Source organism: Bacillus sp. FSL R5-0422 (assembly GCF_038610765.1).
Lineage (GTDB): Bacteria > Bacillota > Bacilli > Bacillales > Bacillaceae > Bacillus > Bacillus pumilus_O.
Genome location: NZ_CP152014.1, coordinates 2,687,459 through 2,711,006 on the forward strand (window position 1 = coordinate 2,687,459; position 23,548 = coordinate 2,711,006).

At 40.7% G+C, this 23,548-nt stretch carries 25 protein-coding genes, 1 tRNA gene, 1 rRNA gene, 1 pseudogene and 1 riboswitch; of the genes and pseudogenes, 7 read left to right on the plus strand and 21 right to left on the minus strand.

The window, feature by feature from the left end:
- Positions 1-138: 138 nt before the first annotated feature.
- Positions 139-1,687: ribosomal RNA gene (locus MKX52_RS13805) — 16S ribosomal RNA — on the minus strand.
- Between the two features lie 436 nt (positions 1,688-2,123).
- A riboswitch (TPP riboswitch) is annotated at positions 2,124-2,225 on the plus strand.
- A gap of 98 nt (positions 2,226-2,323) precedes the next feature.
- Between MKX52_RS13805 and thiT the strand changes: the two genes are divergently transcribed.
- Positions 2,324-2,899 (plus strand): energy-coupled thiamine transporter ThiT, encoded by a 576-nt coding sequence (thiT, locus tag MKX52_RS13810; RefSeq protein ID WP_342490871.1) that lies wholly within the window; start codon positions 2,324-2,326, stop codon positions 2,897-2,899.
- Positions 2,900-3,139: 240 nt separating this feature from the next.
- Here the strand turns inward: thiT and MKX52_RS13815 are convergent, their stop codons facing one another.
- Positions 3,140-3,694, minus strand: a complete 555-nt coding sequence (locus MKX52_RS13815; protein WP_088002053.1) for a GNAT family N-acetyltransferase — start codon at positions 3,692-3,694, stop codon at positions 3,140-3,142.
- A gap of 168 nt (positions 3,695-3,862) precedes the next feature.
- Here MKX52_RS13815 and MKX52_RS13820 point away from each other — a divergent pair, with 168 nt between their 5' ends.
- The 3 genes from MKX52_RS13820 to ftsW are packed head-to-tail and all read left to right on the plus strand — an operon-like array spanning position 3,863 to position 6,806.
- Entirely contained in the window at positions 3,863-4,498 is a 636-nt protein-coding gene (locus MKX52_RS13820; RefSeq protein WP_012011012.1) for a DUF1232 domain-containing protein, read from the plus strand.
- 14 nt (positions 4,499-4,512) lie between these two features.
- Positions 4,513-5,667 carry a rod shape-determining protein RodA gene (gene rodA, locus MKX52_RS13825; protein WP_342490872.1) on the plus strand — a complete coding sequence of 385 codons (1,155 nt, stop codon included), beginning with the start codon at positions 4,513-4,515 and terminating at the stop codon, positions 5,665-5,667.
- Positions 5,664-6,806, plus strand: a complete 1,143-nt coding sequence (ftsW, locus tag MKX52_RS13830) for a putative lipid II flippase FtsW (RefSeq protein ID WP_342490873.1) — start codon at positions 5,664-5,666, stop codon at positions 6,804-6,806. The genes rodA and ftsW overlap by 4 nt, the downstream gene beginning before the upstream one ends.
- A 30-nt stretch (positions 6,807-6,836) precedes the next feature.
- On the opposite strand, the gene MKX52_RS13835 is transcribed toward ftsW, so the two are convergent.
- Positions 6,837-8,384: a flotillin family protein gene (locus MKX52_RS13835; protein ID WP_003213366.1), complete on the minus strand. Its 1,548-nt coding sequence runs from the start codon at positions 8,382-8,384 to the stop codon at positions 6,837-6,839.
- Positions 8,385-8,395: 11 nt separating this feature from the next.
- Positions 8,396-8,926: a hypothetical protein gene (locus MKX52_RS13840; RefSeq protein ID WP_034620073.1), complete on the minus strand. Its 531-nt coding sequence runs from the start codon at positions 8,924-8,926 to the stop codon at positions 8,396-8,398.
- A 204-nt stretch (positions 8,927-9,130) separates the two neighbouring features.
- Between MKX52_RS13840 and MKX52_RS13845 the strand changes: the two genes are divergently transcribed.
- Positions 9,131-9,610, plus strand: coding sequence for a DinB family protein (locus tag MKX52_RS13845; protein WP_003213650.1), 480 nt, complete (start codon positions 9,131-9,133; stop codon positions 9,608-9,610).
- Positions 9,611-9,649: 39 nt separating this feature from the next.
- Here MKX52_RS13845 and MKX52_RS13850 read toward each other — a convergent pair whose 3' ends face one another.
- Positions 9,650-10,858 carry an iron-containing alcohol dehydrogenase gene (locus MKX52_RS13850; RefSeq protein WP_342490874.1) on the minus strand — a complete coding sequence of 403 codons (1,209 nt, stop codon included), beginning with the start codon at positions 10,856-10,858 and terminating at the stop codon, positions 9,650-9,652.
- Positions 10,859-10,885: 27 nt separating this feature from the next.
- A complete protein-coding gene (gene betB / locus MKX52_RS13855; protein WP_342490875.1) occupies positions 10,886-12,355 on the minus strand; it encodes a betaine-aldehyde dehydrogenase in 1,470 nt (489 codons plus the stop codon).
- Between the two features lie 207 nt (positions 12,356-12,562).
- Between betB and MKX52_RS13860 the strand changes: the two genes are divergently transcribed.
- Positions 12,563-13,120, plus strand: a complete 558-nt coding sequence (locus MKX52_RS13860; protein WP_342490876.1) for a GbsR/MarR family transcriptional regulator — start codon at positions 12,563-12,565, stop codon at positions 13,118-13,120.
- 72 nt (positions 13,121-13,192) lie between these two features.
- Positions 13,193-13,265: transfer RNA gene (locus MKX52_RS13865), tRNA-Ala, on the plus strand.
- A 54-nt stretch (positions 13,266-13,319) separates the two neighbouring features.
- On the opposite strand, the gene MKX52_RS13870 is transcribed toward MKX52_RS13865, so the two are convergent.
- From MKX52_RS13870 to MKX52_RS13940, 15 genes and pseudogenes are all read right to left on the minus strand, one after another.
- Entirely contained in the window at positions 13,320-13,508 is a 189-nt protein-coding gene (locus tag MKX52_RS13870; RefSeq protein ID WP_012011019.1) for a hypothetical protein, read from the minus strand.
- A gap of 114 nt (positions 13,509-13,622) precedes the next feature.
- Positions 13,623-14,447 (minus strand): peptidoglycan-binding protein, encoded by an 825-nt coding sequence (locus MKX52_RS13875; protein WP_342490877.1) that lies wholly within the window; start codon positions 14,445-14,447, stop codon positions 13,623-13,625.
- A 56-nt stretch (positions 14,448-14,503) separates the two neighbouring features.
- Positions 14,504-15,574, minus strand: coding sequence for an acyltransferase family protein (locus MKX52_RS13880; protein ID WP_012011021.1), 1,071 nt, complete (start codon positions 15,572-15,574; stop codon positions 14,504-14,506).
- Positions 15,575-15,636: 62 nt separating this feature from the next.
- Entirely contained in the window at positions 15,637-15,900 is a 264-nt protein-coding gene (locus MKX52_RS13885; protein WP_012011022.1) for a phage holin, read from the minus strand.
- 11 nt (positions 15,901-15,911) lie between these two features.
- Positions 15,912-16,124, minus strand: coding sequence for a BhlA/UviB family holin-like peptide (locus tag MKX52_RS13890; RefSeq protein ID WP_012011023.1), 213 nt, complete (start codon positions 16,122-16,124; stop codon positions 15,912-15,914).
- Between the two features lie 137 nt (positions 16,125-16,261).
- Positions 16,262-17,344: a pyocin knob domain-containing protein gene (locus MKX52_RS13895; protein ID WP_342490878.1), complete on the minus strand. Its 1,083-nt coding sequence runs from the start codon at positions 17,342-17,344 to the stop codon at positions 16,262-16,264.
- 265 nt (positions 17,345-17,609) lie between these two features.
- A pseudogene (locus tag MKX52_RS13900) lies at positions 17,610-17,722 on the minus strand (BhlA/UviB family holin-like peptide); the annotation flags it as partial.
- 38 nt (positions 17,723-17,760) lie between these two features.
- A complete protein-coding gene (locus tag MKX52_RS13905) occupies positions 17,761-18,975 on the minus strand; it encodes a hypothetical protein (RefSeq protein WP_342490879.1) in 1,215 nt (404 codons plus the stop codon).
- A gap of 397 nt (positions 18,976-19,372) precedes the next feature.
- Entirely contained in the window at positions 19,373-19,543 is a 171-nt protein-coding gene (locus MKX52_RS13910) for an XkdX family protein (RefSeq protein ID WP_342490880.1), read from the minus strand.
- Entirely contained in the window at positions 19,540-19,869 is a 330-nt protein-coding gene (locus tag MKX52_RS13915; RefSeq protein ID WP_342490881.1) for an XkdW family protein, read from the minus strand. Before MKX52_RS13915 ends, MKX52_RS13910 begins: the two co-directional genes overlap by 4 nt.
- A gap of 10 nt (positions 19,870-19,879) precedes the next feature.
- Positions 19,880-20,758 (minus strand): hypothetical protein, encoded by an 879-nt coding sequence (locus MKX52_RS13920; RefSeq protein ID WP_088002031.1) that lies wholly within the window; start codon positions 20,756-20,758, stop codon positions 19,880-19,882.
- Between the two features lie 13 nt (positions 20,759-20,771).
- Positions 20,772-21,155, minus strand: coding sequence for a phage tail protein (locus tag MKX52_RS13925; RefSeq protein WP_342490882.1), 384 nt, complete (start codon positions 21,153-21,155; stop codon positions 20,772-20,774).
- 11 nt (positions 21,156-21,166) lie between these two features.
- The gene (locus tag MKX52_RS13930; protein ID WP_342490883.1) at positions 21,167-22,090 is read right to left on the minus strand and encodes a YmfQ family protein; all 924 of its coding nucleotides are present in this window, start codon (positions 22,088-22,090) and stop codon (positions 21,167-21,169) included.
- Complete coding sequence (locus MKX52_RS13935) at positions 22,074-23,123, minus strand: baseplate J/gp47 family protein (protein WP_342490884.1); 1,050 nt, start codon at positions 23,121-23,123, stop codon at positions 22,074-22,076. Before MKX52_RS13935 ends, MKX52_RS13930 begins: the two co-directional genes overlap by 17 nt.
- Positions 23,116-23,538 carry a DUF2634 domain-containing protein gene (locus tag MKX52_RS13940; RefSeq protein WP_342490885.1) on the minus strand — a complete coding sequence of 141 codons (423 nt, stop codon included), beginning with the start codon at positions 23,536-23,538 and terminating at the stop codon, positions 23,116-23,118. The genes MKX52_RS13935 and MKX52_RS13940 overlap by 8 nt, the downstream gene beginning before the upstream one ends.
- Between the last annotated feature and the right edge of the window lie 10 nt (positions 23,539-23,548).

The following is a 23,548-nucleotide window of genomic DNA, read 5'->3' on the forward strand; positions in this document are numbered from 1 at the left end:
TTGCATTCAATGTGAATGTATTACTTATTGTTATCTAGTTTTCAAAGAACAATCCTGTCTCGCTAGAGACATGTTTTGAAGGAATGATCCTTCAAAACTAAACAAGACGAAAACGCACGCTGCTCCATATATCCTTAGAAAGGAGGTGATCCAGCCGCACCTTCCGATACGGCTACCTTGTTACGACTTCACCCCAATCATCTGTCCCACCTTCGGCGGCTGGCTCCATAAAGGTTACCTCACCGACTTCGGGTGTTACAAACTCTCGTGGTGTGACGGGCGGTGTGTACAAGGCCCGGGAACGTATTCACCGCGGCATGCTGATCCGCGATTACTAGCGATTCCAGCTTCACGCAGTCGAGTTGCAGACTGCGATCCGAACTGAGAACAGATTTATGGGATTGGCTAAACCTTGCGGTCTCGCAGCCCTTTGTTCTGTCCATTGTAGCACGTGTGTAGCCCAGGTCATAAGGGGCATGATGATTTGACGTCATCCCCACCTTCCTCCGGTTTGTCACCGGCAGTCACCTTAGAGTGCCCAACTAAATGCTGGCAACTAAGATCAAGGGTTGCGCTCGTTGCGGGACTTAACCCAACATCTCACGACACGAGCTGACGACAACCATGCACCACCTGTCACTCTGTCCCCGAAGGGAAAGCCCTATCTCTAGGGTTGTCAGAGGATGTCAAGACCTGGTAAGGTTCTTCGCGTTGCTTCGAATTAAACCACATGCTCCACCGCTTGTGCGGGCCCCCGTCAATTCCTTTGAGTTTCAGTCTTGCGACCGTACTCCCCAGGCGGAGTGCTTAATGCGTTAGCTGCAGCACTAAGGGGCGGAAACCCCCTAACACTTAGCACTCATCGTTTACGGCGTGGACTACCAGGGTATCTAATCCTGTTCGCTCCCCACGCTTTCGCTCCTCAGCGTCAGTTACAGACCAGAGAGTCGCCTTCGCCACTGGTGTTCCTCCACATCTCTACGCATTTCACCGCTACACGTGGAATTCCACTCTCCTCTTCTGCACTCAAGTTTCCCAGTTTCCAATGACCCTCCCCGGTTGAGCCGGGGGCTTTCACATCAGACTTAAGAAACCGCCTGCGAGCCCTTTACGCCCAATAATTCCGGACAACGCTTGCCACCTACGTATTACCGCGGCTGCTGGCACGTAGTTAGCCGTGGCTTTCTGGTTAGGTACCGTCAAGGTGCGAGCAGTTACTCTCGCACTTGTTCTTCCCTAACAACAGAGCTTTACGATCCGAAAACCTTCATCACTCACGCGGCGTTGCTCCGTCAGACTTTCGTCCATTGCGGAAGATTCCCTACTGCTGCCTCCCGTAGGAGTCTGGGCCGTGTCTCAGTCCCAGTGTGGCCGATCACCCTCTCAGGTCGGCTACGCATCGTCGCCTTGGTGAGCCATTACCCCACCAACTAGCTAATGCGCCGCGGGTCCATCTGTAAGTGACAGCCGAAACCGTCTTTCATCCTTGAACCATGCGGTTCAAGGAACTATCCGGTATTAGCTCCGGTTTCCCGGAGTTATCCCAGTCTTACAGGCAGGTTACCCACGTGTTACTCACCCGTCCGCCGCTAACATCCGGGAGCAAGCTCCCTTCTGTCCGCTCGACTTGCATGTATTAGGCACGCCGCCAGCGTTCGTCCTGAGCCAGGATCAAACTCTCCGAGGTATGCAGGATGCATATCACACATGCGTTGCTACACGATGTAGCGAACTTAGCATGTGATCATTTCCTGCCTCGTCAGCGTTTGACTGACTACCTATGAAACATCATAGGATTTTTTATAAAAACTCGAATTAACAGGTACGTTTTGTCTTATTTAGTTTTCAAAGATCATCTTCGCCGTCTCTCAGAGGCGACTTTATTAATATAACATTCTATCAAGATAAAGTCAATAACTTTTTTCTTTATGTTATTTAATAACCGCGCTGTTTTAGCGGCGAATACAAATATAACACCTTTTGAGAGAGGAAACAAGTATTTTTTCTAAATAATTTATTTTCCCTTATCTCTACCTATATAATCATACAAAAATCGATTGTCACAGGAATTCTCTATTGTTGATCTAGAAGGTCTTTAGTATATTTATAATAGAAGAAAACTAAATAACCGCAGGGGGAGCTTTGTGCTGAGAGTGAACACTTGTTGTTCTGACCCTTTGAACCTGTCAGTTAATACTGAAGTAGGAATGTGGATTCATTTGAATACATGTGGTGTATTCAACTCGATATGTTTTTCTATGAATAACATACTCATCCTTACACGGTCTCTCCTTGCTCAATTCATGAAAAGGGAGATTTTTTTATGCAGCAATCAAACCAATTGGTACGACTGATGGAAATCGCAATTATGACTTCACTTGCACTTGTATTAGATTACTTATCAGGTCTCTTTTTAAGAATGCCGAATGGCGGATCTCTTGCGCTAATTATGATCCCCGTCATTCTTATGTCTATTAGATGGGGAATATCAACCGGGTTTATCATTGGCGTGCTTATTGCAGGCCTTCAGCTGATGAATGGTCCTATTATTGCTACACCAGTTCAAGGATTTCTCGATTATTTCGTCGCATCTGTTGTCATTTCCCTAAGTGGCCTATTTTCTGGATTGATTAAAAAAGCCATTCAGGATCAAAAACGAAAGCAGCAATTCTTCTATATTACTTTATCCGTATTTGTTGCAAGTTTCTTCAGACTGTTGACGTTCTTTATTTCTGGTGTTGTTTTCTTTTCTCAGAATGCACCAAAAGGAACGCCAGGTTGGGTTTACTCTTTAATTTATAACAGCACATATATGGTCCCTTCATTTATTATTTGCAGTATCGTTCTTTGCATACTCATACCAAGTGCATCTCGTTTGGTTTTTCCTCACAAAAAATAACTGGCTGATTTCAGCTGGTTATTTTTTTATGCATAAATTGGCGCTCTATGGAATCTATTAATAGTAGAAGATTTCATGTTGGAGGTACGTCAATGAACCCTTACTCCATTATGCTGTGCTGTTATATTCTCAGTCTTGCTTATTTTTTGGCAGGTTTCTATGAAGCTTTAAAGATAGCAGGAATAAAAGGAAAAGTAGAAGCTTCTCCTCTTATCTCTTATATGTTGCTAGCGGTGCTTTTCACATTTTTCTCTCATTATTATTGGAAGCTGACGATTTAATTCGGTGTAGATGGTCATTTAATACAGGTAGCTCCCACCCGTACCCTATTTCATCATGCTTCTCGCCAGCCAGCTCGAACTGGCTGGTAACGACAAAATGAGGTTGAAGCTTTTGATAAAAATGCTTTGCCGAGTTTTGTTCAAATACCCACAGCAGTATATTTTGATACCCTTTCTCTATTAAATAACGCACTCCTTCTGCAATTAAAGCAATTCCTGCTCCTGATCTCTGTTTCTTTTGCAATAAATAGATCGCGTAAAGTTCTCCATCATATGTTGGATACCTCTCATCACGTTGTTTTCCAAAAGAAGCAAAACCAAATACCCCCTCGGCATCTTCTGCGACAAACGTCCCTTCAAGTGACATTCTTCTCCAGCTCTCTTCTCGCTCTTCTATTTTTAAACCATCCAAATAATCCTGATTGATAATACCTTGATAAGTCGTCTGCCAGCTCTTCACATGTATTTCGGCGATTTTAGGAATATCTTGTTGTACAGCATGTCTCACCTTCATCCGCGCCACTCCTTCTCATTTTTTCACCATATCTTTATTATGATAAATTCCTATTTCCTAAAATTCAACCAGTAAAGGATATCCGTTGACATTTTGTCAACACACCTTTATATTGAGTACGACTTCTTCTATAGAAGAGTTGATACATCATACAAAGGATGGCGTAAAATGGATTCTAAAACAACTGAGCTTGGGACTCTTTTAAAGGAAAGATTGCAACAACGTTCTTTATCTTTAAGAGAGCTCAGCACATACACAGAAATTGATAAAGCGACACTGTCTCGAATCATGAACGGAAAAAGAAAACCAACTTTGAATCATCTGCAGCGGCTTTCAGATTCTCTCAACCTATCATTAGATCAACTATTAGCTGCTGCTGGGTTTCCAATCAAAAACGAAAAGGTACATAGTGATACGTTCATCCAAGCGGTAGAAGAGATCGAAACAACACTGAAAGATCAGGAGGTCTATGACGGTACATTTAGTCAGACGAAATTGAAACAAAAGCTAAACGAATATGAGACCTATAGCCAAACAAACGAGGGAAAAGAAACGATCTCGGCAAAGTTTGAGAAAAAGATGGAGACGCTAAACGGCATCGGACCATTCCTTCAGCATTTGAAAGACATGTACAGCTTATTCATGACCGGACGAGGTACTTCTCGAGAATTAATGCTGATGGGGGGCGCGCTCCTTTATTTCATTATGCCTGTTGATTTAATACCAGATTATATTTTTCCGATCGGCTACATTGATGATGCTGCGGCTGTGAAAATCGTCATAGACCAGCTGACAAATAGGTAACAGGAAAAGAAGCTATGAAAAAACAGTACAGCATTGACTTCATCCTTTTACTCACTGTCATTTGTTTCTTTGTCATCAGCCTGATAGCTGTATATAGCGGATCGGGGCAGTATGAAACGCAGGATATGTTTTATTTCGTCAAAAGACAAATCTTCTGGTATATCGTCGGCTTTGGTCTCATGGCCATAGCTGCATACTTTGATTATGAATTGCTTGAGCGTTTATCTTTTCGGTTATTTGCAGGTGGTATTTTTCTCATTATTCTTGTGCACTTTTTTGGAACGAGTCAAAACGGTTCGCAAAGGTGGATCAGCTTCGGTTCAATCAAAGTTCAGCCATCAGAGTTCATGAAAATTTTTGTGATCTTGCTTCTAGCGGCTGTGCTGAACCAATACAAGCATCAGCGATTCTCGTTTAAAGAAAGTATCATTCCTACAAGTAAAGTCGTTTGCTGGACCGTTGTCCCTTTTTTCCTCATTTTAGTTCAGCCTGATTTAGGGACAGCGCTCGTCATATTATCTATCGCCTTTACACTGATGCTTGTGTCAGGGATTTCTAGCAAGATGATGGCAGCATTAACGGCTTCTTTTGTGACATTTCTTTCATTTTTGGTCTACTTACACAACGAACACTTTGAGCATTTCACAAAAATCATTAAGCCACATCAGCTTGATCGCATTTATGGCTGGCTCTCTCCCGATGAATTTGATTCAACATACGGGTATCAGCTAAAACAATCAATGCTCGGCATTGGATCAGGTCAATTATCAGGAAGCGGTTTTACAAAGGGGCACCAAGTACAAGGCGGTAATATCCCTGAAGCGCATACGGATTTTATCTTTGCCGTCATTGGTGAGGAGTTTGGTTTTATCGGCGCCTCCCTTTTGATGTGTTTGTACTTAATGATGATTTACCGAATTATTCATGTGGCTATGCACGCGAATACGCTTTATGGTTTGTACATATGTGCGGGTGTCGTTGGGCTGATCGTGTTTCAAGTTTTCCAAAACGTAGGAATGACAATTGGATTAATGCCTGTAACAGGACTCGCGCTTCCTTTTATCAGCTATGGAGGCAGTGCGCTACTCACTAACATGATTGCCATTGGCCTCGTGTTTAGTGTCAATATCAGATCATCATCCTATATGTTCGGAGACAATTGGAATTGAAGATGGTAACATTTTTTCTATCTCATCTCAAAAGAGTCGACCTCGTTCTTGTTGGAACAATTGCGTTCCTCTGTTTATTTGGTTTACTGATGGTGTACAGTGCTAGTTATCCTTTAGGAGAAGTGAAGTATGAGAAAGGCAGCTATTTCTTTATTAAACAATGGCAATGGCTCCTGATTGGGGGATTCTTTTTCTTCATTGCTGCTCTTTTCCCTTATCAGATTTATCGTAAATGGATCAAGTGGCTTGTCATGCTGTCATTGCTATGTCTCATTCTAGTTCTGCTTCCTGGAATCGGTGTTGTGAAAAACAATTCTCAGCGATGGATTCAGCTGGGCTCTCTTATGCTCCAACCTTCTGAAGCTGTGAAACTAGTGATGGTGATTTATTTTGCCTATGTGTACGCGAAAAAACAGGCGTACATTACCTCTTTTAAAAGAGGTGTAATGCCGCCACTGATCCTTTTAAGTTTTGTTTTTTTATTCATCTTAAAACAGCCTGATTTAGGCACAGCTGTGTCTATTTTATTAAGCTGCGGCATTATTTTATTGTGCGCTGGACTGAAAACGCGCCATCTCATTTTACTAGGATCGATTGCCGCAGCAGGCATCACTTTTTTTGCAGTGACAGCTCCATACCGTTTGAAGCGGCTGACTTCTTTTCGTGATCCTTTTCAGTATGAAGATGGAGATGGCTATCAGCTCATTCATTCGTATCTCGCAATGAATTCAGGCGGGCTGACAGGGAATGGCTTAGGAGGGAGCATTCAAAAGCTAGGCTTTCTTCCTGAAGCCCATACGGATTTTATTATGGCCATTATCAGTGAAGAGCTGGGCATCATGGGGGTGTTGATTGTGATGGGCGCATATCTACTCATCATGTATCGCGCAATGCGAATTGTGCATGCTTTACAAGACCCTTTTGGAAAACTGTTAACGATTGGGCTTACGTTTCAGATCATGCTCCAAGCCGTCTTTAATTTAGGCGCTGTCTTTGGTCTTCTTCCGATCACAGGCATTCCGCTTCCCTTCATTAGTTATGGCGGCTCCTCCCTAGTGTTCATGATGATATCTGCTGGTATTCTCGTAAATCTTTCTTCATATGTAAAAAGGAATCCATACTGGGCAAATGCCAAATAGACACCTTCTGATGGAAGGTGTCTATTGATTTTATTCTTCTATTTGAGTATCAGCGATCTCTTTTTTTCTTGGTTGTTTGATTTCATTCGTTAGTTCCTGAATGCTTTGCTTCACATTGCCTTTGCCGGAAAAGTTCTCAATAATTTCTTTGACATCGATTCCAGAGGATGCTTTCAGACTTTCTTGCAGACTGGACATGAGGTTTGTAGCATAGCCAGTGACTTTATTGGCACCGCTACCTTCTCCGTTACCTCCCGTATCCACAACCGTAATTTTATCAATATTAGAAAGTGGTGCAGATACTTGCTTCGCATATTCAGGAAGCATTTTCACGATCATATCAAGGATCGCTGCCTGACCATACTGTTCAAATGCTTCAGCGATTTTCTCTTTCGCTTCTGCTTCCGCAAGTCCTTTCAGTCTAATGACCTCTGCTTCAGTTTCCCCTTTCGCACGATCCGCTTCCGCTTTGGCAAGCCCGTCAATTCGGACTTTCTCAGCTTCTGCTTTTGCCATTGCTTCAATGCTGTATTTCTTAGCATCCGCTTCTGCAAGGCGTTTCGCTTTTTCCGCTGCAGCTGACTGCTCAACAGCATAACGGTCTGCATCTGCTTTCTTTTTCACTTCAGAATCGTATTGACGCTCACGACGCTGAATCTCTTTTTCTTCTAATTCAATTTGCTTCTGTCGTTCAATGATCTTTACTTGCATTTCTTGTTCAGTTACGTGCTGACGATTACGAGCTGTTTCAAGATCGTACGCTTGGTCGGCGCTTGCTTTTGCTGTATCTTGTTCACGTCTGAATTCTGCTCTTTTCAGCTCATTGATTTTTTCTGCTTCAGCGATTTCAGTAGCACGCTCAAGCTCAGATTTCTTCGCATCTTTATCTGCTTCTGCACGTTTGATACGTGTTTCTTTATCTGCTTCTGCTGTCGCAATATCTGCATCGCGTTTCACTTGGGCAATTCTTGGTTTACCTAGTGATTCTAAATAGCCATTTTTATCACGGACATCTTTGATGGTAAACGATACAATGACGAGGCCCATTTTTGCTAAGTCTTGAGAAGCGACACGCTGTACTTCTTGAGAAAATTTCTCTCTGTTTTTATAAATCTCTTCAACTGTCATTGACCCTAAAATGGAGCGAAGGTGTCCTTCTAGTACTTCTCTCGCTTCGTTTTCGCGGTCTTCTTTTGTTTTACCTAAAAACTGCTCTGCAGCAGTAGCAATTTCTTCAATCGATCCACCAATTTTAATGATGGCCGTTCCGTCTGCCATGACTGGTACACCTTGTTCAGTATAGACTTCAGGCGTTGAAACATCTAGCTTGCTAGATAGTAAGCTGAGCGGCTCTGCTTGTTGAAAAACAGGGAGTACAAAGGTACCTCCACCTCTTACAATCTTAATCTTGTTTCCACCTTCATCGACGTGGACATTTTTACTTCCGAGGTAACTTCCTGTGACGATTAATGCTTCATCTGGACCAGCTGTCCGGTATTTCGAAACAAATACACCAATAAGTGCAATTAAAATCACAAGCACAATTCCAATGATAATTAAAATGGTTGTTCCTGGCATAGCATTCCCTCCTAGATTTCTTCATTTGGTATAACTGATAAGACGCCTTTGTTCACTTCGACGACCAGCACCCGGGTTCCATATGGAATCTCCTCTTCGTCGAAACTGACGGCGGGCTTTGAGATTTTCCCGCTATTACTAATTAACAGCACTTCTCCAAACCCGTCTTTTGGAACAGATACAATGATCTCCCCAGTTCTTCCTTTTAAGTCGGCCTCCGTATATGAGAGAGATTCTTCAGCAGAGGAAAGCGGGACTAAGACAAAGACATTCAAACAAGTCACAAGTACCACTGCGAGGATGGCAGATAAGACTGCGCCAAGTCCACTCCCTACAATCGCTGTTTTTTCAGAGATAAATCCTCCAGCCGAGAAAAAGGTAAGAAATGCGAGGATTAATGTTGGTTGAAGGAATGGAACAGGAATCGCTTCAAACAATCCATCAAACACATCGCCGAAAAAGACGAAAACAAGTGTCAGGATTCCTGATATCATCAATATGTATAAATATAGCGTCTGAAGTGGCAGCCCAAACACATCCATCTTCCTCACCCTTTCTTCATGAAATGAACAGCCTTTGTTTCATTTAGACCATGCTCACCTCCAATGTATTCCTTCTAACAGGTAATACGAACCACTTTTGTAAAGGTTTCAAATTTCCTCACAATTCTTCAAAGGAATTCAAGGATAGCTCAAGAATGATTGTCATGTACCAGTATGTTAAAATTTGATCTTGAGGTGATGAAAATGAGTTTATTACATGATGCAAGACAAGAATTGTGGCAAGAGTTGCAAGGTTTGAACGAAGAACAATTGAATCAAAAATTATCTGATGATACTTGGAGTATTCAAGAGGTGGCAGATCATTTAAAAAAGATGGACCTCGTAGCAGCAAAACATCTAGCTGCTGAAGGAAAAAAAGCACCGATTAAAGAATATGAGCCAAAGCCGGTGGAAATGGCAGAGGATCGTTCTAGAAAAGCGACTGCGCCTAGTATTGTTGAACCTGAGCGCAAGCATGTGACACCTACACATCTAAAAGATGAGCTTGATACAGCACGTGAGCAGCTCAATCAAATTCTATCAACGTTTACTGAGGATGATTTCAAGCGCGTCATTGCACACCCTGTGTTTGAAGAATTATCCCTTAAGCAATATCTTGATTTTATCGGCGCACATGAAAAACGCCATATCCATCAAATCAAAGAAATTAAAGAACAGCTATAAGACATAAAAAGACTCCCTTTTGGGAGCCTTTTTTCATTGTTACACTGTTTTAGGTGTTAGATCAAAACAGCGAGCATAAATCCAGTTGTACGCTTTTTCGTTTAGATCTCTTGGGTTTCCAATGGTTTGCGGATCTTTCATTGCTTCTTTAGATAAGCGGTCAATCATCTCTTTTGATACACCTTGCTCTTCTAATGAAGGAACCTCTAGGTCTTCCACTAAATCATACATCCAGTTCACAGCAGCTTTGGCTGCTTCCTCTGTTGACATTCGGCTAGTATCAATACCAAATGCTTGCGCGATACGAGCAAATTTTTCGGGATACCCCTTCCAATTATACTTCATGACTGGTCCCATCATTGCTGCTACACACTGACCGTGCGCTACAGGAATCATTCCTCCGAGTGTTTGACTCATCGCGTGTGCAGCGCCAGCTGATTCGCTTCCATAAGAAAGCCCGGCAAGCATTGCGGCTTGTGCCATTCCATATCTGGCTTCTAAGTCCTCACCATCGGCAAAGGCACGGCGAATATAATGAGCTGCATATTCAATGGCCATGAGCGCAACCGCATCTGTAATAGGCTGAGCAAATTTCATTGTATAGCATTCAATCGCATGTGCAAGTGCATCAATTCCAGTCATTGCTGTCACATGAGGCGGCATGGATACATGAAGCTCTGGATCAATGACTGTGAGGTGAGCTGCAATGAGCGGTCCACCTGTGTTGAATTTGAATTCTCTATCCTCATCTGTGATCACTGCCCACTGCGTCACTTCTGAACCTGTACCAGCCGTTGTTGGAATAGTGGTTAACGGAGGGATTCTATTTTCAAGCGGTTTTTTCCCCTCTGCCGCTTCGTAATCAAGGACTGATCCTTCATGCGTCGCTTCTACACCGATCGCCTTTGCCGTATCCATTGAGCTTCCGCCGCCTACTGCGACTAATCCATTACAGCCTTCTTTTTCATATAACGCAGAGCCTTCATTCACTAAACGGACTGGCGGGTTTGGCTCTACTTTATCAAATAGTACCACATCAATTTGCGCTTCTTTTAATGAAGCAATCACTGGATTTACCACGCCCGCCAGGTAAATACCCGGGTCTGTTACAAGCAATACCTTTGAAACACCGTATGCTTTTACTTCTTCCCCAACATGTTTCACTGCACCGATGCCATGTTTAATGACAGTCGGAATTTCAAATGTATGGAACTTCTGCATGCTTTCAATTTTCATATTTAATGTCATAGAGAATCTCCTCCAAATGTGTGATTTTTATTGAAACCAATGAACCGCTTCGGGTTTTGTATTACGATATACATGCTTCAGCTCTGTATATTCCTCGAGCCCGGTGCGTCCTAACTCACGTCCTAGACCTGATTGCCTATATCCACCCCAAGGTGCTTGAGCAAAATAAGGATGGAAATCATTGATCCAAACTGTGCCCAATCTTAATTGATGAGCGACTCTTTCGGCCTTGCTGATATCAGTAGACCACACGGCCCCTGCTAATCCATAAATCGTATCGTTTGCCAGCTCAATTACTTCTTCCTCTGTACGGAAGGATTCAACTGTCAATACTGGGCCAAAGACTTCTTCTTGGACAATCCGCATCTCTGACGTGCAGCCTGAGAAAATCGTTGGCAAGTAGAAGAACCCATTTGAAAGCTCCTCTGCGTCAGGTCTTTTTCCGCCTGTTTCTAATTTGGCGCCTTCATCTAGCCCAATGCTGACGTATTTTTCTACTTTTTCTCGATGCTCAGCTGAGATGAGCGGGCCGCTCTGGGTTTCTTCATCAAAGCCGTTGCCTAGCTTGATTTTTTTCGTCCGCTTCACCAGTTCTTCTAGAAATTCATCATGAATGGATTCTTCCACTAGCAAACGTGAACCTGCTGAACACACTTGCCCCGCATGGAAAAACACAGCATTCATTGCCTGATCAACCGCTACGTCTAAATCAGCATCTTGAAACACAATATTCGGATTTTTTCCGCCAAGCTCAAGGGCGATTTTCTTCACATTCCCACTGGCTCCCTGCATGATTTTCTTGCCTGTTTCAATACCGCCTGTAAATGAAATCAAATCGACTTGATCATTCACAGCAAGCTCATCACCAACCGTTGCACCTGGTCCAAGGACTAGGTTTGCCACTCCTGATGGAATGCCCGCTTCTTCCATGAGTTTGAATACTTTGATCGTGGTGAGCGGTGTGATTTCACTTGGCTTTAATACGATGGTATTCCCCGCCGCAAGAGCAGGAGCGATTTTCCAGCTTGCTTGAAGCAATGGATAATTCCAAGGAGTAATTTGCCCGCATACACCAACAGCCTCTCTGACCAATTCGCTTTTCGAGTTCGGAATTGGTGATGCAATGATTTCCCCGCCATCTTTGTCAGCAAGCCCTGCATAATATTGGAACACGTTCGCAATATCGTCCATATCTGCTTTGCTTTCCTCTAATGTTTTGCCTGTATCAAGCGATTCCAATTTGGCTAGTTCATCAAGATCACGTCTAATCAATTCAGCCATCTTAAACACCATATTTCCTCTTTCAATTCCAGGCAAGTTTGCCCAGTCACCTTGATCGAAGGCTTTTCTCGCTGCTTTAATGGCGAGCTGCGCGTCATTTCTTGATCCTTCACTCACCTTCGCGATCACTTCTTGATTAAATGGATTGATGATATCCCGCGTGTCGCCGCTTTTGGCGCCAACCCATTGTCCATCTATAAATAGTGTTTGACTCATAGAAGGAACCTCCTCTGATTCTTTTTGGTAAGTTTGTTAAATAAAAATTTAACGTTTTGAACATAATTAACGTATCATGTTCAAATTTTTCTGTCAAAGGGAGATATGCTTCAATTTCTTTTGACATTTCTCATTCTTTCGTTAACATATAGTCCATAAAGATTTTTTTGAACGTATTGAATTCTCTTAATAGAAAGCAGGGACAAGATGAAAAAGCAGGAACAGCCGCAAGCAGAAGAACGTATTTTAGCTGCTAAAGATCTAGTCATTGATTCCATAGCTGAAACGATGGATCTCTATGGGATTACTCGAAGTGCTGGTATTCTCTATGGGACCATGTATTTAAATGAGGAAATGACGCTAGATGAAATGCGTGAAGAGCTGCAAATGAGTAAGCCTAGTATGAGTACGGGTGTCAAAAAACTGCAAGACATGAATATTGTCAAAAAGACCTTTCACCGCGGCCGAAGAAAACATAGCTTTGTTGCTGAAAAAGACTTTTTTAAGTTTTTCATGAACTTCTTTCCGCAAAAATGGGAACGAGAGGTCGAGGTGAATTTAGCGGCAATTGAAGAAGCGCAAGTGCGGCTTCAAGAGGTAGCTCACGATGATCAGTTGGAGGCACATATAAGAGAGGAAGCCCAGCAGCTCATTGAGCAACTTGAAAGCTCAAAAGCCTATTATGACTGGCTGAGACGATTAGCGAACTCTGTTCATTCAGGGGAAATCTTTGACTATATCCAAATTGATCAGAAAGAAAAATAGACAATGTGTGTGCGTTTTAAAGGTTGAATTTTATAGGAGGATTGATTATAATAAAATATGTCGTAACACATCGGGGCATTAGCTCAGCTGGGAGAGCGCTACGCTGGCAGCGTAGAGGTCAGCGGTTCGATCCCGCTATGCTCCATAACGAAAAGCCATTCTTGAGAATTCAAGGATGGTTTTTTTATGTATTTATTTCTTAAAGCTCTGATTGTTCTTTGTTTTTTCTTAAGCCTAATATTTTTATGATGCGGTACGTGATCACAGAGACATAAGCCGTGATGAGTATGATTGTGTAAGACAAAGGAAAATCGCTTGTCATACCGTGATAAATGAAATAGATGAGCAGCACTGACAGTATGATGACTTGGAACAGTTCCTTTTTCATTTTACTCTCCCCTCATGATAGTGATTTGGTCGATTATATCATAAATGATGTCATTTTTTGTTAACTATCAGCAAGGGAAAATCCATTCTCCTGCTGATAGCACTTTATGAATCATCACTTTTTCAACAATTGTTCCATTTTGTTCTTCGTCTTCGGACCGTATATACCGTCTGCCGCTAGACCATTCATGAGCTGGAACCGTTTGACCGCATTCGCCGTTTTTGGTCCATAATAGCCATCAATCCCGTTGTTTTTTGCCCCTTTGTCTGGGTAGAAATAGAGAGAGGATAAGGCTTTTTGCACGGCCGTGACTTGTGGTCCTTTTGTTAAGGGCTTGGTTATTTTTAAGATGCCAGATGGCAAAATGTCTGACTTTTTAGATGTACTTATTTTAGATTTTATCGAACCATTTGCTAATAGTTTTTTAACTGGCTTTGTCTTAATTGGCTTTTCAGAAACTTTATTTGATAAAAATGACACCAAGATAGGTCGTTTACCCGCTTGAAGCTGTGTTAAAGTCAAACTGCCCATCATTTCAAGGTGTGGGTAATCCTTAAAACTCTTCCAGTCTCCGCCCCACGAAAATCCTAGTGATTTCCCGATTTGCGCTACTCGGCGCCATTTCTCGTTAACTGTCCAAAGCGCTTTTTTTCCATCCGCACTTAATAGAACATAATCAATCGCTAAACCATAGTTGTGATTTGATTGACCACCTTTAGCGTTGGTGACAATCTTCCCAGGAGCGGTACGACCTTGAGCGTAAAGCTTATTTTGTTCTGCAAACGAACGGTAGCCAGAAGTAATCTGAACAAAGATATCTTCTTTGTATGCTTGTTTGATCATTTCAATTGCGCTTTCTTTTACAACCTTGTGAATGCCGGAACCCATATTTCTAATGGAACGGTCTATAAGAGTTTGCAATCCAATTTTTTCAGCCATGTTCTTTCTCCTTTGATTAGTGTATTGAATATTAAAAAAAGCCCCTGCTAAGGGACTTAGAAATTTGTATTTTTTTCTTTTGCTTTTGGTTTTAATAAAGATGTTAATTTTTTGATTGTATTATATGGGGAAGTGATGAACCAACTGACTGCCGCAAAAAGATTGGAGCCTAGACAACTCACAATGATAAATGCTAGTGCGAAATAAAAAACAAGTTGAGTATCTCCGCTCCATTCATTCATGAATTCCGTCTTTCTTAATATAAACACAAAAACAGGATGGAACAAGAAAATTCCTAGTGAATAATCTCCCCACTTTGTCAGAATGCTCTTCTTACTATTTACTGCGATAAGAACAAGCAAACATATCCAAGCTGACAAGAGATAATGAAGGAGTATTTTCATTAAATAACTTTCATCATGAGTCAAAAATCTTTTTATTCCAAAGCTGCCGCGAAATAGCCACTCTAAGTTTGGTGTGAACTCAATCAATAAAATTGTTAATGATCCTGTCACTATGAGTAACACCTTTGCCATTGAGGGTTTTACAATCTTATAAACAGCATTCAAGCTTTCCTTTGTCATAAAAAAGCCAGCAAAAAAGAAGGGTGCAAATGAAATTGTCCTTTGATAACTCAGAGTGTAAGATGTAAAATTCGGATAAACCTCTTTCACTGTATCTACGATCACACCTGTGTACTGGCGTGAAATAAAACAGACAATGAATATTATAATAAAAATACTTAATTTCCCTATTAAACTTAGTCTTAACTTTGATAATCCCCAAGCTAGTGCATACCAAAAGAGCATACTTACGATATACCACAAATGAAATTGCGGCTTACCATAATGAAAGGATAGGGTTTTATATTCTCCTATAAAATAAAGAAACCAGTCAAAAAACGACTGAAATATAATGTATAAAAGAAATAGATTCATCATTTTACTTATTTTCATTCTTTTAGCTAAATACCCACTGATAAAAATAAAAAGCGGCATATGAAAAGCGTAAATAAACACAAAAAGCTGATAATAATTCTGTTTATTGAGTTCTATTAAGTGTCCAAAAACAACTAGAAAAATCAACAAGCCCTTTATATTACTTAATTTCAAATCTTTTTCTAACAACTGGCTTCCCTCCAACTCCAATTTTAGGATATACGAAGAAGGAAGTCAGCGCAACTATACATTTATTTTGTTAGCCCTCTTTGTTTCAGGGTATCTTTTTGTAAATGACCTTTGTAGGTCACATAATTGTTTTTAAACCAAGCGATAATGGCTGTCACCATCGTAAATATGGTGGAACCTGCTACATATAGCGCCTCACCAGCTGTTTGTACTTGCTCCTCACTAATCGGCAGCACCGTCTGCCCAAACATGACAAGCGTTTGATTGATGAGTGCAATAAAAAGAAGCACTGTGCGAATCACAGTGCCTTTGTCGAATGTTTTCATGATGTTTCCTCCTATTTTAAATTCCGTTCAATTTTATCGAGTTTGTCGATGACGACGTCATATTTCTCACTAAACTTTGCTAACACTTCATTTTGTGCCTCGATTTGTGCATTGAGCTTATTTTCTCGTTCCTTCGTTGTGTTGAGAACATAAAACAGAATCCAGCAAAAGAGAACGGCAAATGGGCCTTGTGTCATTAAGTTTTGTACGACATCTACTTCCATTGGAATCACCTTCTTTCCGGCAAAAAAATAAAGCCATTAGGCTTCGTATTTGTTTCATGTTATGTCTTGATAGTCATTTGTGAAGATCCATATTAACTACACAAAAAAGCTATAGTCGTATCATCAAATGATGACTATCATAATGGAATTTCCTCATTAATTTCAATACGGGTTACCTTTGACGGATCGTTTGCAATTAATCCATCCAATTTTAGAATACCATCTTTAGATAAAGACATCCTTGCAGACCCATATGAACCAACCGTCGCACAAGTGAAAACTGTTAAAGAGGATGGTTTATACGTTAAACGTGCAATTTCTATTTCATTAGCCGAAACTATTTCAAATGATCCTCTCAAATATAAAATATTTTGTCTGACAGAATATTTCAATGGGTTGGCTGAATATTGGTTTATATTACTATTGAGATTTACATTATACCAGGCAGCATTTAAATCTGAAGACGTGAGATGTTTTTCCCATTCAGTCCATGTATAGTCAGTCTTCCTAATTCTATAAAAAGAGTTCAAACCATTGACTGCATCATATATAGTTTGTAACAGGGTATTACCATAACTGATAACAATCATAAATGCCCTTTTGATCTCTTTTGGACCATTAAGGCCAGCATTATAAATGAGATACATTCCTGTTTCTATAATTTCGTTATAGTCGGTGGTCTCACCTATACTTTTATAAAAGGGTTGACCGTTATCCCTTGTTATTTTATGAAGCTGACTGTTGTTCCATTTATCTTTTTCAGCTGCTGTCGGAATCTGAGTCCAAGTGATAGATAAATGGCTAGAATTATAGTAGAAGTAATATGCATTGCCTGATGTATCTATCGCAAAGCCTGTTCCAATGTGATTTTGTCCCACTGTCTGTACCCCTCTAATGGCGAATTGTGAAGGGCTATCCTCTATTCCACTGGGCGCATAAAATGTACATGTCCCTTTGTCTTTAATTGAGTCATAAATTTTTGAGCCAACAGGAATATTTAAAAGTTGTACTCCATTATCTCCTGTAATTTTATACAGCTGCGACTCATTCCATTTCTTTTTTTCTACTTCTGAAGAGTGTTGGCTAGAATCATCGATATGAAGAGTTAATTGTTCTGATATACCAGTGTCGTTATAAAGCAATGTTTTCAACATATCGTTGAATAGATCAGCATGAGCTTTATCACTCGTTTCAAAAGAACGAGGAGTTTTTATATCCAATTTGTTCTCTCCTTTCTATCATTACTTAATTTGCTTCCGACGAGATTGGGAAGGAAATATTGATTTAATAGTTTTTAAACATTTAAGAATATTTCGTTGATTTTTTCCAACTGGAAAAACAAAAGTAATGAATTCATATGAATTATTGAACGTAGACTTTTCCATCAATCCCTATGGCTTGATGCGAGCCGATAACAACAGAGTCAAACTCAATCTTTCTTCCTGCAATTTGAACCAATAATTTTAACAACACCTAGTGTGCATTGAGCTTCTGTTCTCGTTCCTTTGTTGTATTGAACACATAAAACAGAATCCAGTAAAAGTGAACGGCAAATGGGCCTTGAGTCATTAAAATTTTAACGCCACATCTACATCCATTGGAATCACCTTCTTTCCTCTGTATTCTAATATATTCTTTACCATCTCAATTGAGATACGGTAATATAAGCTGTTCCAATAGTAATTGTTCTACCAGTATTTTTGGGTGTAATATAAAATGTTAACTTATCCCCTGCTTTAAATTTTTGTTGAAGGAACATCACATAGACACTTGATGAAATAACTGGGTTCCAATTTCCAAAGCGCTGATATTCTGATCCGTTCACATAGCATGAGATAACACTATCTGATCCAACTGGAATATTCGTACTAGTTAAATAAAGTCTTATTAAATACAACCCGCTATTTTTCAATGTGATTTCAGACCGAGAACGATCATATTCTCCTAAATCATCTGACCTTGTGGCACCAAAAAGCAGTTTTGTTGGAATATTTTCCGAGGCTACAACTGAAGAATTATTCTGATCATATGAATCCACAAAAGAAGTATTTGACATATCCTCCTTTGTTAAAACACGTTTCCAGCCTTGCCAACCCAAATTTAAGTCAAGATAGTTTGTATACATATAATTGTTATAATCTATTGCTATGACCCATCCAAATGTACCTTTTCCATTACTATCTTGAGAAGTAAAATGATACATACCACGACACGATCTTGTTGTTGGGCTGTTTAATGCTTTACCTGTGGCATAAAATGTACCATGCTTCGGGCCTAAAGAAACAACCTTTTCCAGTAAATCTTCACCATCAGAAATAGATAGAATCACCCCTCCATTATCTGAGGTAATCTTAGATAATTGTCCATCATTCCATTTGTTTCTTTCAACATTTGACGGGAGCTTTGTCCAGTTAATAGCAGTATGTGCAGCATTATAGTAAAAGCTATAAGCATTACCAGCAATATCTACAGCATAGCCAGTACCAATGTTATCTTCACCTACTGTCTGTAATCCTCTCAATGAGATATTTGCTGAGGTTGGGGAATCTTCAACCCCAGAAGCGGCATAAAAAGTACACATACCTTTCCCTTTTATCGCATCAAAAATCTTAGCACCAGTTGGTACATTAATTAGATGACTTCCATTATCCCCTGTAATCTTATAGCTCTGAGAATCATTCCATTTTTTCTTTTCTGCTTCTGATGCATGTGGATTAATATCGTTCATATGTTTATTGATTGCCTCTAATAGACCTACATCATTGTCAAGAAAGGCCTCAACCATGTCATTAAATAGATCAGCATGGGCTTTATCAGTTGTTTTAAAAGTGCGTGGTGTCTTAATCTCCATGATCATTCTCCTTTCAAATCTATTATCACTTTGTTCATGTAAGTTTTTCACATGTAATGATGTTTGACTTCACCGTGTACTGAACTTAAAATCAAATTAATAAACTCTGTCTAATTGACATTATTTACATAATATTCCACAAACATATCCCCTTATCTAATAAGGTAAGATGGAATCGAGGTACTCTTAGAGTCCATATACTGAAGCGACTCCAACAAATGAATCACCTGCTGCGGCTGATAACCTTCAGGCAAAATAAACAGCATGCTGCCTTCCACTATATAATGTTATCTAATCACTCTAGGAATCATTACATTTCTTCTTTTCTGTTTCAGCTGTGTGTATTCTCGCATCATTTGTATGTTTTAAAAACTGCTCTATTATCCCAAGATCATTTTCAAGTAGTGATTAAGCTTGGTTCTATTTCTTTCAGCTGCTCTAAAGTGAGCACCCTTTGCTCGTATCCAGCATTTAAATCTTCCATTGAACAATCACCTAGTTCAATTGCTTGTTTGACCAATCCAGGTGTCACCCATTTGAAATATAATGCCATTACCCAATAACTCATTTATCACTCTCTCCTTTAATGAAAAGGATCTCATTTTTTAGCGCTTTTAATTCGTTTGATAGGAGATCACATTGATGTTCAAGCTGTTTTCTCATCAGTTTTTCTTTTGCTACTTCTTGCGCTAGATAATCTAGTGGAAGTGGTGGTTGATACCTTGGATTGGCTTGTGATTCCTCCCACCATTTTTTTAATTCTTCTGCCGTTGGCTTTGGCATGTCTAGATGCCACTCATTTATATACGAACCTTCGCCGTCATTTCTCAGTTCAAAATCCTTTTGCGGATCCGCATCAGGGTATTTGTACTTAATGGCTTCATATAAAATCATCAAAACCCTCCTATACTCTCGGGAAATTACGTCCACCTAATTCCGTAATATCGAAATAGTTGAACCAGCCTGAATTCTCAGATACGTAGCGGCTAACATCTCCTTCATATCCTGCATACATATAAATTTCTAAATAATCCCCTTTATTAGCCGGTACATTGGCAGCACCATAAATCCCCGTACTTAAGCTCAATGTATCAGATGGGCTTCCAGGACTTTGTCTGTGATGTGCAATGTTTTTATACCTTTTTCCATTTAAAAAAATCGCTAATTCAAAGTTTGCGTATCGTTGAAAGGTTTCAATATAAACACCTGCATTTACTAAATACATCCCATTTTCGGGACAGATGAAACGATTATTTTTGATATCAAAATTGTTATGACTGTCTTTTATCTTTCGATTAAAAAGGACTTTTTGGTGCTCTCCCTTGTTTAACAGCTGCTTCCCAGTTGTACCTATATTGGCATGACAGAACCCAGATAGTTTATGCCAGTCGGTCCAACCCGATCCTGTCCACCAGTGACGACACCACGTACCTGTGCTATCAAAATAACTACCCGCTTCGTTTCCAGTCCCATAATAATATTGAACAAATCGAAAGTTACTAAATTTTTCATTTTTCACAAAGCCAAATCTCGTAGGATATCCTGTATCATTCGCTTGTCCAATATCCATGAACGTAATTCCATTAGGATATTCCTCACCGCTGACTGATGCATCTTGAATGGCTTGATCCCCTGTTAGTTTAAATAAGTTTTCATTGGTGATTCCTTCTATTTGTCGCCTGAGCGTATTGTCATTCTCTACTAGTGTGTCGACCATCCGGTTAAATAAGTTGGCATGTGCTTTGTCAGAGGTTTCAAACGGTAAAGGTGATTTGATGTCCATTTCATTCCCTCCATTAATAAATATCATCAATCTCAAAAACAAATTCGATGTCGCCGTCTTTTTGTTTGTCTGTCATGGTTCGGACGGCGGTGAATTTGCCAGTTTCGTCGACAAGTGCTAGTTCGTTGATGACTTCTCCTGCAAGTTCTCCTTCGGCGATCGTGCAGGTGTAACGGATTTTTGCTGGTTCCATGAAGGTAAATGAATCAATCTCTTTTTGGACGAGTTCTTTTTTGAGTTTTTGTTCAGTGCCGTCTAATGAGATCGGTTTCCCATCCTTCGTCCCACCATTTCCAAATGCCATTTTGACGACTTTTGTGAGTTTTGTTCCTTCTGCTCTTGCCTTTGCCATTTGTTGACGTGCATATAGTGTTGTTACGGTTAATTGATCAGCCATTGTGATCCTCCTTATAGTTCTATTTTTTGAGAAGTAGCTGCTAGCATTTTTGATCCGTCCAGCGGAACAGATCCATCGAGAATCCAGTAGTGATCCTTGATCAGTAAGCTTCCACCTTGCTCAGTTTGGACATGTACTGGCAGACGGAACGTCATCTTCTTCTTGGTTTGTTGCTGGAGCTGATTTTTTGTGCGTACAGTCAATGCCGCTCCTTGCTTCGTTTCATGTACCGCTCCAGTCATGACATAATTCATTCGATATGCGTTCTCTGAACTATGCTGAAGCGGCATTCTCAACTTCAACGAATGCCGAAAACGAGTCGGAACCTCTGTTGTCCCTCGTGTTCCGCTCAGATAAAACGCACCATTTAATACAAATTCACCATTGAGTAAAATCGGAATATGATCGAAAAAACCCACTCTGCTTCGCAGTGTGAGCCTCACGTGATGTTCATTTTTTTCATTTACATCGGTATGATGAAATGCAGTGAACGTATAAGCCAAATGAGCTGGCTTTAACGTTTCAAGTATGTCTACAATATATCTAGTGTTTTGCAGATCATCTAAATTGACACGTAAGGCGAAATGGTAGCGATTGGTGGTCAGACGAATGATGGCACTTGGATTTTTCAGAAAACGATTCACCGATTTCTCTAAAGAAAGATACGTGATCGGTGGAATGTTTGACATCATATTGAGTAAACGTGCTCTGCGAAGTTCAATGGAATCATCTGATTCTCGCTGCACCTTCAGCATTCTTTCCCATCTATTCAAGCCCCATGTCGCTGTCAAAGGGAAGAACTGATCCGTCAAATCGAAAATGGATTCATCCAATTGCTCAAACTCTGGCGCCTCTGTTTTGAGCAGGTGATCGACTTCATAAATCTCTGTAAAATATGGCGGCAAGTAATTTTTCATTTCATCCTGTTTGCTCAATAACCTTCACCTGCCTCAGACGCGGTATCTCAATGTCCTGCAATACTAAGTTTTTTGACTCCCCATTCAATAATACGTTTGCATAATCTGATACACTTTCTGAATGGTACAAAATATCATTTAATGCGGACATTCGAATGGTACTCTTTTCAAATGCAATTGATTTCAACAGCGCTTTGACCTTTTCTTCTATTTCTTTCTGCGCTCCTTCAAGGGTCCAGTCCATTTGAAGTTCGACCGCTACTTCTATGTCAATGTCCAGCCATTTGGCGCTTTCGACGGTCGCTTTTGAACCGATAGGCGCTTGTCCTTCTCCTACACCTGGCACTGGGTCAATATATTCCTGTACTCTTTTAACAAGCAGATCTGATGCGATGTCTAGATTGCCGTCTGTGATGACAATTTTGACTGTTCCTTCTCCATTCCAAAGCGGGAATACTTTCGCTCTGCCAACACCTGTCACTTCCTCAGCCCATTTTTTATAATGCGCCTTGTTGGCACTGACAGCCTCCCGCCTAGCACGTATTAAGTAACGATCGTATAACGAAGCGTCATCTTCTTCCTCTTGTCCGGGTATCACCAAATCTTTCATGATAATTGATTCAAGCCCCGGGATTGTATCAAGTGAAAGCAGCGGCTGATCAGTTAATTGACCATTGCCGACTTTGCCAGGTGTCTCGCATTCTAGCGTGCCATCGTTCGAATATTGGAAATAGACGTCTTCAATAAAAAAACGGGAGCCAGCTGGGATGTTGATATCCTCTGGCTGAATAGCTACGGACCAAACCGCTTTAGTCGCTGGTTTTCTTTCAATTCCTACTTCAGCAGCCCGTCTATCTAAAAACTCTCCTTGTGCTGTATCTGCAAAGACCAGTTCGAATACTTGATCAAGCCAAATATAGGACTGTGCCAATTCAGCGGCAGCAGGTGCCAAGGCATTCCAAATGACGCTGTTTTCTCTTTTATCTATGTCATCTGGCAGTCTTTCTAGCATTCTTTCCATGAGTGCTTCGTACGTTTGTTCCTCAAACATCGCTCTCCATCACCTCCTCTATTTCTAATGTGCCTTCATCTGTGACAATCGCTAGCTTGACATGAAACGAATCATTTTCCTTTGTGACCTCTATCTCTTCAATATGATCAATCCGTTCGTCCACAATCAATGCTTCCTCTATCAGCCTCGGAATCTCCATTTCTTTGTATTCATCCGTGGCTTCTGTATCCGTTAAAAGCTCCTGAATCTCAGTACCAATGTCGTGGCTGTAGATAGGATGTGCATACCGCTCTGTCCTAAGTGTCATATAAACGAATTGTCGAATTGCTTCAATGCCTGAAATGGTTTCACCTGTCAGTCTGCCAGTTTCAACATCTATTCGATATGTCGTTGAGGTTTCCACCTCTTCGTCTTCTTCTGTTTCTTCAATTTCTTCCTCTGGTGAGAGTGCCACGTTCATCACC